This window comes from Devosia sp. J20-27, from assembly GCF_055808595.1.
Map to the genome: position 1 here is coordinate 601,854 of NZ_CM147875.1, position 12,668 is coordinate 614,521.

Genomic DNA, 12,668 nt, shown 5'->3' on the forward strand with positions numbered 1-12,668 from the left:
TCGGCGCGTGGCGGGCTTTCCTCTTTGATCGGTTACGCGCGCTTCGAAGCGGCCTCTTGCTCTGCAAGCCAGGAATGCACTGCGCTCTCCCGCCAGCGGCTGCGGCGCGGGCCAAGCTTGATGGGGCGGGGGAAGGTGCCGGCGCCCGCGTGCGTAGCGCGAACAAGCTCGTAGATTGACGACTGAGGGATGCCAGTCATGGCAGAGACCTCATAGATTGGGATCAGGCGGTCGTTGAGGGTGGTCACGTCAGTTCTCCAGCGGCCCGACTATGGGCCAGTCGCTTACATTGCTGATCGTCCTCCTGCGCTTGTTGGAGCAACTCGGGTAACAGGCGAGTCGGTGATTTGTCAGAGCGAAGTTGGGGCTCCTGACGGACGGAGCAAAAAGAGTTGCGGCCCAGTCTTTAAGGACCGAGCCGCTGAGATCTGAGAGGCCTTGGTGCGTGAACCTATGCCCGCTTGTGGTACAGACGGACGACCTCCGCGCCGACACCCCCGATGCTGCCCAGAAAGGCATCCCAAGCCGCCATAAGTTCAACACGCTGGTCGAAAGCATCGCCGCGCCGGTATGCGGCTTCAGCCTTGTCCTTGATCGTATGGGCAAGGGCGGCCTCGACAACCCGCGCGGGGAACCGTGCCGCGTCTTCGGCCCAGTCCCGGAACGTGGACCGGAAGCCGTGGACAACCACGTCGTCCCCACGGGCATCCCGGAGAAGCCCGCGCATCGCTTCGGCCTCGTCGCCCTTACCCTCCCGCATGCGCTTGAGCACGGCGCTCAGCGTCATGTCGGATAGCGGGGGCGTGTCCAGTTTGGAGCGCCTTGTCTTTTGACCGGGGAACACCAGGCCATCAGCTGGTTGATCCTTCATTCGCAGCATGTCCATCTCGGACAGGATTGCCCGTGCCCGATCCGTGAGTGGCACCCGGTGCTCGCGTCCGGCCTTCATGCGCTCGGCCGGTATGGTCCAGACCTTGCGGTCACCGTCCAACTCGTTCCACCGCATGCCGCGAACCTCTCCCGACCGAGCGGCGGTGAGGATCAAGAACTCTAGCGCACGCGCGGCGACGCCGTTGCGCTCCCGCAGCGCCGCAACGGCGGCCGGGGCCTTCTCGTAGGGCAGCGCCGGGTGGTGCCGTTGAGATGTTTTTGGCCGAGCAGGTAGGACCAGTTTCAGGTGACCCTTCCAGCGTGCAGGATTTTCTTTCGACTTGTCTCGAAGCCCGACGACTCCAGCTGCGTCTAGCAGCCTCTCCAGTCGCCCTTGCACGCGCTTCGCGGTTTCCGGAACGCGAGTCCAGAGCGGCGTCAGAATCTCCAGCACGTCTTCCTGCGTGATCAGGTCGGGGGTCTTGTCCCAAAGGGGTTTGGCATAGGTCCCAATGGTGCTCAGCCACTGCTCTCTGTGCTTTGCGTTGCGATGCTCGGCAGTGTTGCGGGTGACGTTTAGGTCGATCCATTCCTCTGCCCACTGCCCGAACGTTTTGGGGGGCGCTTTGGACGCCTGCTCGACAATCTCTGCGGCTCGTCTGTCGCGCTCCGCTATAGGGTCGAGACCCTGTTTGAGCAGGTCATGTGCTTGCCGTGCGCTTGTCCGGGCCTCATCAAGCGTGACGCCAGTCGGGTCTTTGGCCGCCCGCTTGGCGGCACCTAGCCCCATCTCAACCCTTTTATTGGTCAGCGGAGATTTGTATCGAAGCACCCACCGGCGCCGGGTGTCCGAGACGAGGAGATATAGCCCGCCGCCATCGTGGTAGATGCCGGGGCCGAAGGTCTCAACCTGTCGGGTGGTCAGGCGCCGTTCGGCACGACTACGGCCGGTGAGCGGAGTCATTGGGTCTTTTGCTGAGGCCACAGTCCAGGTCTCCATGGCAGACGCGATCAGTGACCTTTACTCCGGCCACCTTATGGGCCACCTTACACTCCCATATCTTCTCAGTCATCCCCATAGCTCTTGATACGAAGAAACGTCGGTATATCATGCAATTACATCAACTTGCGGCGAGTACCCAGAGCACCTCAGACCTTCTCAGTCTATCTAATGGCGGACTCTCTCTCCGCCAGTTCCTTTGAATGCGTCAGTATCTTAAGCCCCCCTGCGGAGACGTTCGACGTCGCCTTCGGATCAATGCGCCCAATTCATAGTCCATGGCTGCGGCTCGTGCTTCGCCCGCGCCTCACGGCCCCGCCACGCCACGCCCGTTCACGCCCGCCCGCGGGATGCGAGCCAACCAGGGCCCATGGCCAGCAGCAGGATCTGGCCAACGGCAAGGGGCAATGTGCTCATGGCTGCGGCGAGGAGCAGCCCCGCCATGCCGGGATCCGGCAGGCCGAGGACGACGGATAGACCCGGGAGCCAGAGCGCCAATGCAATCACTGCAAGGCAGAGGATGAGCGCGCCCCAGACATAGGGATTGTGCGTCACGTCGTTGCGGAGGAAGCGGCCGGCCGGGTCGCGCACGTTGAACACATTCCAGAGCTGCGCCAGCGCCAGCGTCAGGAACGCCACCGTCACCGCATTGGCGGCCGCAAGCTGCAGCCAGAACAGTGCCAGAACAAAGGCACCAAGCGTGGACAGGGTGATGCCCCCGCCGAGCAAGCCGATCAGGATCCAGCGCGAACGGTCCACGATGGCCTCTGCCGGATCGCGCGGCGGCTGCGACATCACCGTGTCGTCGCCCCTGCCCAGCCCCAGCGCGAAGGCCGGAAAGACATCGGTGACCAGGTTGAGGAACAGGATCTGCAGCGGCAGCAGCGGCGACGGCAGGCCCATGCCGACGGCCAGCCCGACGACCAGCAGTTCGCTGACATTGCACGACATCAGGTAGACGACGAACTTGCGGATATTGGCGAAGATGACGCGCCCCTGGCGCATGGCCTCGATGATGGTGCCGAACGCGTCGTCCTTGAGCACCATGTGCGCCGCCTCGCGGGCAACCTGGGTGCCGCGCTGGCCCATGGCGATGCCGATGTCGGCCTTCTTGAGGGCCGGCGCATCGTTCACCCCGTCGCCGGTCATCGCCACGACGTGCCCCGCCCGCTGGTAGAGCGTCACCAGCGTCAGTTTCGTCGCCGGCGACACACGGGCGAAGACGTCGGCGGCGAGCAGGCGCTCGCGCATGGCGTCGTCCAAATGGTCCGCATCGATGTTTTCGAGTTCATCGCCCCGGATGTCTCTGAGGTCGCCATCGCCAAGCCCCGCAGCGCGCGCAATGGCCTCGGCAGTTTCGGCGTGGTCGCCGGTCAGCATCACGACCCGCACGCCCGCCCGGCGACTGGCACGGATGGCTTCGGCAACGTCGGCGCGCAAGGGATCCTGCAGGCAGACCAGCCCGACCAGGGTGAGCCCGCCATAGGGATCGGCGTCGCAGGCATCTGCCCGTTTCATGGCGAGCGCCAGCAGCCGCAGCCCTTCCCTGGCAGCCGCTGCGTTGCGGTCTTCCCACGCGCTGCGTCCCTTGTCCTCAAGGGGACGCGGTCCGTCGGGTCCGAGCTCCTTGTCGCAGACGGCGATGACCGCCTCGGGTGCGCCCTTGACGGCAAAGACATGCGCCTCCCCTGCCCTGTGGACCGTTGCCATCATCTTGGCGTCCGGATCGAAAGCGTGCTCGCGCTCCTCCTGGTAGTCGGCCAGCATTTCGGTGCGGCGCATACCCGCCTGGTGCGCGACGGCCAGCAGCGCAATCTCCATCGGGTCGCCGGCACGCCCGTCGCCCGAGTGCCCATCGGCACCGTTGCCGAGCGACGCTGTGTTGCACAGCGCTCCGATGCGCAGCGCCCAGGCCAGCCGCGCATCGTCCTCGAGCGAGAGGCGCGTGCCTTCAGCCGCGAATGAAAGCGCACCCCCCTCGGGTTTGACCTCGACATCCTGACCCGCCAGCAGATAGCGCACCGCCGTCATGCGGTTCTCGGTCAGCGTGCCGGTCTTGTCGGTCAGGATGATTGTGGTCGCGCCGAGCGTTTCGACCGAAGACAGCCGCATGATCAGCGCGTTGCGCCTTGCCATGCGCCACATGCCGCGGGCTAGGCTCAGCGTCGCCACGACCGGCAGACCCTCGGGCACGGCCGCTACGGCAAGCGCAATCCCGGTCTGGATCATATCTATGGGTGAATGGCCCCGCAGGAGGCCCAGGCCGACAGTCAATGCCGCCAGCGCGAGGGTCAACCAGACGAGCCGATGGCCGAGTCGGTCGAGCCGCCGCTCGAGTGGCGGCGCCTCGCCCTCGGCGCTTTGCGCGAGGTCGCTGATGCGACCGAGCTCGGTCCTCATCCCCGTCCTCACAACAATGCCTTCGCCGGTGCCCTGCGTGATTGCGGTGCCCTTGAAGGCCATGCTCAGGCGATCGCCGAGCCCGACCTCCGGGGGTACTGCCTCGATGTGCTTGGTCACCGGCACGGACTCGCCGGTCAGCACGGATTCGTCGCATTGCAGGTTCGACGCTTCGATCAGCCGCAGGTCGGCGGTGACCATATCGCCCGCCTCGAGGACCACCAGGTCGCCAGGTACCAGGTCGCGCGCGTCGACCTCCATCTCGTGGCCATCGCGGCGCACCCGGGTGCGGACCATGGCGATCCGCAACAGCGCCTCCAGTGACCGCGCGGCCCGCAGTTCGGTGAAAAATCCGATGGCGCCGTTGATTGCCAGGACGACGACAATGGCGACGCCCTCGGGGATATCCCCGAGGAAAAAAGAGAGAGCCGCTGCCGCTGCGAGAAGCCAGACGATGAAACTCTCGAACTGATGCAGGAGGATGGTGAGCGCGCTTTTGGTCGCCCGCCGGCGCAACAGGTTGGGGCCGTAGAGATCGCGGCGCTTGTGCACCGCCTCGGGATCGAGCCCCCTGCCGGCATCGGTGTCGAGGGCTGTCGCAACATCCTCGATCGATTGCGCATGTGGGTTTTCAAGCAGATCCGCCAAGCTACACTCCACACGGCGGGCGCCGCACATTGATGTCGCAGGTATGGAAACCGTGCGGCGTCATGCATGGCGTCGACCCCGCATCTCCTTTCGCAAAGATGTCCTCAACGACAGACGCCGCAAGTGGTGCATGCGCCCGCCGAGGAGTCGAGAACTCACGGCAAGATCATATCGCCTAGGACCGCTTCTCGAAGGTCAGCGCGACGCCGCGCAAACCCGCATCCGACGTTGCCTTGATGATCTGGAGCGGGATCGTGGCGGCATAGGGTGCAAGGCGGCCTCTCGCACGGAAGGCGGTCTCGAAGGCGTCGCTGTTGAGGGCGGCGGCGATGGCCGACGGAATGCCGCCCGCCAGATAGACCCCGCCGCGCGCCCCGTAGAGCAGGGCAACATCGCCGGCAAAGCGGCCAAGCCATTGAGCAAACTGGGCGAGACTGGCTTCGGCGACCGGGTCCTCGCCGGTTGCTGCGGCCTTGACCACATCGGGCGCGTCCAACTGGCGGACGGTCGTGCCGGTTTCCTTGGCGATGACCTGATAGAGCAGGCGCAGTCCGCCGCCCGAGAGCAGGAACTCCGCCGCCGGATAGTCATGACCGGCGGTGACGGCCGTCATGCGCGCCAGTTCGTCCGCGCTCTGTGCGCCGAACGAGGCGTGCCCGCCTTCGCCAGCGATGGCGACCGCGCCCGTTGGCGCGGGGACAAGGGCCGCGACGGCAAGGCCGGTCCCGACGCCGATGACGACCTTGGGTGCCTTTGCATCGGCGGGGTGGCTGTCACCGACGGTGATCAGATCATAGTCGGTGAGGTGCGGCACCATCAGGGCGACGGCCTCGAAATTGTTGATGAGCGTGACCTCCTCTGCCCCCGTGGCGGCGCGGATATCGTCCGCCGTGAAGGTCCAGGGAACGTTGCTCATCGTGGCTGTCGTTCCGGTGACCGCGCCGGCAATGGCCAGTCCAACCTTGGCGGGACACGCTGGGATGGTGCGCAGGTACTGCTTGAGCGCCTCCTGCGGCGACGCAAAATCGGCTGTCCGCAACGAGGCAAAGTGATCGATGGTCAACTCATCGAAGTCGGAAACGGCAAACCGGATATTGGTGCCCCCGATATCGCCCACGAGGGCCTTGCGCGCATAGTCTGTCATGATCTGGGGTCCTGCTCGTATCGAATACTGCAGGCACCCTAAGGCAGCGGCAGAGCCGCATATTGACGTGGATCAAGGCCATGCCGGCCCCGTCGTCCCAAGGTGATCGACAGGACGTCCAGTCACACCAGCCACCTTTGACAGCTGCAATCGGGATTGATCACCATGACCCAGACTCCGTCGCCCATCGCCTGGTTCGAGGATATCGGTCGCTCCGATGTGGCCAGGGTCGGGGGCAAGAACGCCTCGCTGGGCGAGATGGTTCGCGCCCTCGGCGGGAAGGGCATCAAGGTGCCGCCCGGCTTTGCCACGACCGCCGATGCCTATTGGGCCTATGTCGAAGCCAACGGGTTGCGCGACAAGGTCGCGTCGCTGATCGCGACCTGGCAGGCCGGCAAGGCGACGCTCGCCGACACGGGCGCCGGAGTGCGCGCGCTGTTCCTGCAAGGGGACTGGCCGGCCGACATGGCAGCGGCGCTCGTCGCCTCCTATCGGGAGCTGTCGGGCCGGGTGGGCAAGCAGGATGCCGCCGTGGCGGTGCGGTCGAGTGCGACCGCCGAGGATCTGCCGGACGCCAGTTTTGCCGGCCAGCAGGAAACCTATCTCAATGTGAGCGGCGAGGCAGCGCTGCTGAACGCCTGCCGTCGCTGCTATGCGTCGCTCTTTACCGACCGCGCCATCAACTACCGGCAGACAAGGGGCTATGATCACCTCAAGGTGGCGCTGTCGATCGGTGTGCAGATCATGGTGCGGTCCGATCTGGCGGGTTCGGGTGTGATGTTCTCCATCGACACCGAGACCGGCTTTGACCGGCTGGTGCTGATCAATGCTGCATGGGGACTGGGAGAAAACGTCGTACAGGGTGCGGTCGACCCCGACGAATACGAGGTCTTCAAGCCGCTGCTGTCCCAGCCCCGGTTCACCCCGATCATCAAAAAGAGCTGCGGCGGCAAGGCCAAGAAGATGGTCTATGCCACCGGCGAGTCTCCGACCCGGAATGTGCCCACATCGCTGGCCGAGCGGGCGGCATTCGTCCTCACCGACGCGGAAATCCTGACCCTGGCGCGCTGGGCAGCAACCATCGAGGCACACTACGCGTGTCCGATGGACATGGAGTGGGCCAAGGACGGCGAGACCGGCGAGATGTTCATCGTGCAGGCGCGTCCCGAGACGGTGCAGGCGCGCCGCGAAGCCGGGGTCTTCACCTCGTTCGAGATCGGCAAGAAGGGCAGGCTCATGGTGTCGGGGGCCGCAGTGGGCGATGCCATCGTTTCGGCCCCGGTCTGCCTGATCAGGGACGTCAAGGATTTTGACCAGTTCGTCGACGGCTCGATTCTCGTCACCTCCAATACCGATCCCGATTGGGGACCGATCATGAAACGCGCCGCCGCCATCATCACCGATCATGGCGGGCGAACATCGCACGCCGCCATTGTCAGCCGCGAACTGGGTCTGCCGGCCATCGTGGGCTGTGGCAACGCCACCCATATGCTGCATACCGACCAGGTCGTGACGGTGTCCTGCGCCGAAGGCGAGGAAGGTTTTGTCTATGATGGCAAGGCAGAATTCACGGTCAGCAAGGTCGATATTACCGACGTGCCGCAGACGCGCACCGAGGTCATGCTGAACCTCGCCAATCCGGGAGCGGCCTTTCGCTGGTGGCGCCTGCCCGCCGACGGCGTGGGTCTGGCGCGGATGGAGTTCGTCGTCAGCAATGCCATCCAGGTGCATCCCATGGCTCTGGTCAAGTTCGACACGCTCACCGACGCGGCGGCGAAAAGCGAGATTGCCGCGCTTACAGTCGGTTATGCGGACAAGCCCGAATATTTCGTCGACAAGCTCTCGCGCGGGCTGGCGCGTCTGGCGGCGGCGGCCCATCCCAAGCCGGTTATTGTGCGGATGAGCGACTTCAAGACCAATGAATATGCGGGCCTGCTCGGGGGCGCCGAATTCGAGCCCGAGGAAGACAACCCGATGATCGGCTTCCGCGGCGCGTCGCGCTACTATTCACCGCGCTACCGCGATGGCTTCGCCCTGGAGTGCAAGGCCATCAAGCGGCTGCGCGAGGAGATGGGCTTTGACAATGTCGTGGTGATGATCCCGTTCTGCCGGTCGATCAAGGAAGCCGACAGGGTACTGGCGGAGATGGCGGCCAATGGCCTGGAACGCGGACAAGCCGGCCTGCAGGTCTACGTCATGTGCGAAATCCCGGCCAATGTCATCCTGGCGAGGCAATTCGCCGAGCGCTTCGATGGCTTCTCGATCGGTTCGAACGATCTGACCCAGCTCACGCTCGGCGTCGATCGCGACTCGAGCGACCTCTCCGAGCTGTTCGATGAACAGGACGAAGCGGTCAAATGGATGATTGCCCGTGTCATCAAGGAGGCCGGCGAGGTAGGGGCCAAGATCGGCCTCTGCGGTCAGGCGCCCAGCGACTATCCCGAATTTGCGCGGTTCCTCGTGGAATGCGGGATCAACTCGGTGTCCGTCAGTCCCGACAGCTTTCTGGCGGTCAAGCGTCAGGTGGCGAGCGCCGAGGCCGGCGCAGCGCCTGCGGCGTAGCGCCGTGCCCTGCGGGGCATTGCCCGCCGGTTCCGGCAGGGCGGCGCTGCGACTACACTCTCCAGCATCGCGGACAGGATCTCGGCCCGGTCGCGTGGCGAGGATCACTCCTTGACGTAGGCCTTGCCGTCCGCGGCAGGCGGGCGGGCGCGGCCGACCAATCCGGCCACCAGCACGATGGTTGCCAGATAGGGCGCCATGGCGAGGAACTCCGACGGGATGGGCGTCTGCAGCAGCGCAAGTTTCTGTTGCAGGGAATCGGCGAAGCCGAAAACCAGGGCAGCCAGTAGCGCACCGACCGGATGCCAGCGACCAAAGATCATGGCTGCCAGACCGATATAGCCGCGCCCGCCGGTCATGCCCTCGTCGAACATGCCGACCGAGCCGAGCGTGAACCAGGCGCCGCCGAAACCGGCCACCATGCCGGCCAGCGTCACATTGATGTAGCGCGTCCGATAAACATTGATGCCCAGAGTGTCTGCCGCCTGCGGGTGTTCGCCCACGGCCCGGGCCCGCAGACCCGTACGGGTGTAGAAGAGATAGTAGGTGGCGATGGCGACGAGGATCAGGGCGCCATAGACAAACAGGTTTTGCTGGAACAGCACCGGCCCGAGCACCGGAATGTCGCTGAGCAGCGGTATCCGGATGGGGGCGAATACCGGCGCATTGTTGAGGAAACGGTACTGCTGGAAGACCTGGCTGCTGACATAGGATGTCACGCCCAGCACGAAGAGATTGATCACCACGCCGGCAATGATCTGGTCAACCCTGTAGGTGACGACGAGCGCGGCAAGAATGAAGCCGAAAAGACCACCAGCGGCCACCGCCGCGGCCAGTCCGATATAACCGCCGAGCAGTGAGCCGATCAGCGCGCCGGTGAAGGCGCCCGCCAGCAGCATGCCTTCAATGGCGATGTTCACGACCGCGACGCGTTCGGACAGTACGCCTGCGAGGCCGCCCAGAGCGATCGGCACGGCACGCACCATGGTGGCCTGCAGCATGCCGGTCATGGAGAACGACTTGCCGGCCGTGGCCCAGACCAGAAAGGCCATCACCGCCAGCGCCAGCCCGATGCCGAGCGACAGCCCGATCCACTTGACGCCACCCTGCAGCAACTGGCGCACACCCAGAAAGGCGAGCACGGCGGCGATGACGTAGTTGAAGGGACCGGCAGGCACGATCAGGTTGGGCAAGGCGAAGGGGTCGGTTGGCCGTGACAGGCCGAACGACGCATTGCCGGAAACCCCAAGCCCGAAGGTCAGCGCCACCATGATGGCGAGGCCGATGAGCAACCCGCCCACGATGCGGGACTGGCGCAGTCTGGCGCTGTTGAGCTTGGTTTGTGCGGGGGCGGTTGTGTCAGCGACTGCGGTCATCCGGGCTACTCCTTTTCCGCTCTGGCGGCGCGGCGAAATCCCCATGGGAAGATGGCGCGGACCAGCAAGGGTGCGGCGATGAACACCACGATCAGGGCCTGAATGATGCCGATCAGGTCGATGCTCACTCCGGCATCGACCTGCATCTGGCGGCCACCCACCTCGAGCGCACCGAACAGCAGTCCGGCCAGCAGAACGCCGACGGGGTGGGAGCGGCCCAGCAGGGCCACAGCGATCGCGTCGAAACCGATACCGGCGGAGAACCCCGGCGAAGCGCGCCCCAGGACCCCGAGCACCTGATTGGCGCCGGCGAGGCCGGCCAGGGCGCCGGCCGACACCATGACGACCACGATGATCAGGCCGGAGCGCATGCCGGCGAAGCGGGCCGCCTCGGGGTTTTCACCGCTGGCGCGAAACTCGAAGCCGAGCTTGCTCTTGAACAGGACCCAGTGGACCAGCCAAACCGCGCCCAGCATGAGCAGCACGCCCCCATGCAAACGCAGCCCCGGGTCGATCCAGTCGAGCAGCTTGGGCAGTTCGGCGCTCTCCAGTACGGACTTGGAAATCGGATCGGCGCGCCCGGTGCGCTGAATCACCGGCAGGCGCAGCAGGTAGTCGACCAGCCGATAGGAGATCAGGTTGAGCATGATGGTCGTGATGACTTCATGGGCCCCGGTCGCGGCGCGCAGCCAGCCGGCGATCCCGGCATAGAGTCCGCCAATGACAGCCCCGGCGAGCAGAGCCAGCGGCAGGTGGACGACCAGAGGCAGTCCCGGAAAACTGAAGCCGACGATGACCGCAGCCATGCCGCCCATCAGCAGCTGGCCTTCGGCACCGATGTTGAACATGCCGGCGCGGAACCCGAGGGCCAGGCCAAGGCCGGCGAACACCAGCGGCGTGGCCGCGGTCAGGGTCTCGGACAGCGCATTGATCGATCCCAGGGACCCCAGCAGCAGGGCGACGTATGACTGGCCGATCGTGGCAATGTCGACATTTGTCGCGAGCATGGCCAGCATGCCGAGGACCAGTGCGGCGACCACGGCAAAGACCGGCACGATCACAAGGTCCTCGAACCTGACCCGGTCCGGCGCAGCCTTCCTGAGCAGGGCGTTGATGGTGGACGTCGTGGTTGGCTGCTCGCTCATGCTGCTGCCTCCGGCTCGGCGCCGGCCATAGCCAGGCCGATGGCATTCTTGTCGACAGGTCGTCCGTTCTCTCCGAATTCGGCGACGAAGCGACCCTTGAACATCACGAGGATCCGATCCGACAGCGAGATGATCTCATCGAGTTCGGACGAGACGACGAGCAGGCCGTCGCCGCTGTCGCGGGCCGCGACCATTTGTTCGTGGATGTATTCGACCGAACCGATGTCGAGACCGCGTGTGGGCTGGGCCGCAATCACCAGGCCGATCTCGCGCGACAGTTCGCGGGCCACCACCAGCTTCTGCTGGTTGCCGCCAGACAGGCTGCCGGCAGGGGTGAAGACCGACGGCGTGCGCACGTCGAAACGGACTACCAGTTCGGCGGCATTGGTGTTGACCGCTTTCCAGTTCATCTGCGGCCCGGCGGAGAAACGCTCGTCATAGTAGGTGTCGAGCACCATGTTCTCGGCCACCGTGAAATTGGCGATCAGCCCGGTTCGCTGGCGATCCTCAGGGATATGGGCGATGCCGAGCCGATGGCGCTCGCGCGGCGAGGTCCTGGTAATGTCCTTGCCGCAATAGGTCACCCGGCCGCCGGCGACCGGCTGAAGGCCGGTGAGCGCCTCGACGAGCATGGTCTGGCCATTGCCCTGCACGCCGGCAATGCCGACAATTTCTCCGCCATGCACGGTCAGGCTGATATGATCGACTGCCAGTTCGTCATTGTCGCGCAGCACCGTCAGGTCCTGCACGTCCAGCAGGACAGGTCCCGGTGCATAGGGTTGCTTTTCGACCGAGAAGCTGACCGGGCGACCGACCATCATCTCGGCAAGCTCCATTTCGGTGATGTCCCCGGGGACCCCGCCGCCGACGATCTCCCCCTGCCGCAGCACGCTGATGTGGTCGGCTATCTCCAGGATTTCGTGCAGCTTGTGCGTGATGAAGACGATGGCCTTGCCGGCATCGCGCAGCGACTTCACGATCTCGAAGAATTCGGTGACTTCCTGCGGCGTCAGCACGGCAGTCGGTTCATCGAAGACGATGACATCGGCTTCCCGGAACAGCACCTTGATGATCTCGACCCGCTGCTGGATGCCGACGGGAAGGTTCTCGATCAGCTCGTCCGGATCCACACGCAGACCGTAGATCTCGTTGATGTCGCGGACCTGCTCATAGGCGGTCTTCAGGTCGAGGAAGTCGACAGGTCCCGTGGGCTCGACGCCCAGGACGACATTTTCCGCGACCGTGAACACCGGCACCAGCATGAAGTGCTGATGCACCATGCCGATGCCCGCCCGGATCGCGTCCCCCGGACCGTCAAATACGGTGGGTTTTCCGTTGACGAGGATCTCACCTGAATTGGGGGCGTAGAGACCGCTCAGCACATTCATCAGTGTCGATTTTCCGGCACCGTTCTCGCCGAGCAGGCCAAGAACCTCACCGGCCTTGATCGACAGGTTGACGTTGGAATTGGCAACCACTTCGCCGAAGCGCTTGGTGATGCCGCGCAATTCAATGTCCACGGT

At 64.8% G+C, this 12,668-nt stretch carries 8 protein-coding genes; 1 reads left to right on the top strand and 7 read right to left on the bottom strand.

The genetic code is table 11. The annotated features are described in order from the left end of the window. Positions 1-32: 32 nt before the first annotated feature. From AC0L4C_RS02895 to AC0L4C_RS02910, 4 genes are all read right to left on the bottom strand, one after another. On the bottom strand, positions 33-248 hold the full coding sequence (locus AC0L4C_RS02895; RefSeq protein ID WP_473402021.1) for a helix-turn-helix transcriptional regulator: 216 nt from the start codon (positions 246-248) through the stop codon (positions 33-35). A gap of 203 nt (positions 249-451) precedes the next feature. Then, entirely contained in the window at positions 452-1,834 is a 1,383-nt protein-coding gene (locus AC0L4C_RS02900; RefSeq protein WP_473402022.1) for a tyrosine-type recombinase/integrase, read from the bottom strand. 369 nt (positions 1,835-2,203) lie between these two features. Continuing rightward, positions 2,204-4,918, bottom strand: a complete 2,715-nt coding sequence (locus AC0L4C_RS02905; RefSeq protein WP_473402023.1) for a cation-translocating P-type ATPase — start codon at positions 4,916-4,918, stop codon at positions 2,204-2,206. 175 nt (positions 4,919-5,093) lie between these two features. Further along, positions 5,094-6,062 (bottom strand): glucokinase, encoded by a 969-nt coding sequence (locus AC0L4C_RS02910; protein WP_473402024.1) that lies wholly within the window; start codon positions 6,060-6,062, stop codon positions 5,094-5,096. A gap of 165 nt (positions 6,063-6,227) precedes the next feature. Here AC0L4C_RS02910 and ppsA point away from each other — a divergent pair, with 165 nt between their 5' ends. Next, complete coding sequence (gene ppsA, locus AC0L4C_RS02915; RefSeq protein WP_473402025.1) at positions 6,228-8,624, top strand: phosphoenolpyruvate synthase; 2,397 nt, start codon at positions 6,228-6,230, stop codon at positions 8,622-8,624. 104 nt (positions 8,625-8,728) lie between these two features. Here ppsA and AC0L4C_RS02920 read toward each other — a convergent pair whose 3' ends face one another. From AC0L4C_RS02920 to AC0L4C_RS02930, 3 genes are read right to left on the bottom strand one after another with little or no spacing between them, the layout of a single operon-like run. Next, entirely contained in the window at positions 8,729-10,000 is a 1,272-nt protein-coding gene (locus AC0L4C_RS02920; protein ID WP_473402026.1) for an ABC transporter permease, read from the bottom strand. A gap of 5 nt (positions 10,001-10,005) precedes the next feature. Continuing rightward, the gene (locus tag AC0L4C_RS02925; RefSeq protein WP_473402027.1) at positions 10,006-11,145 is read right to left on the bottom strand and encodes an ABC transporter permease; all 1,140 of its coding nucleotides are present in this window, start codon (positions 11,143-11,145) and stop codon (positions 10,006-10,008) included. Next, a complete protein-coding gene (locus tag AC0L4C_RS02930; RefSeq protein WP_473402028.1) occupies positions 11,142-12,665 on the bottom strand; it encodes an ABC transporter ATP-binding protein in 1,524 nt (507 codons plus the stop codon). The genes AC0L4C_RS02925 and AC0L4C_RS02930 overlap by 4 nt, the downstream gene beginning before the upstream one ends. Positions 12,666-12,668: the final 3 nt, after the last annotated feature.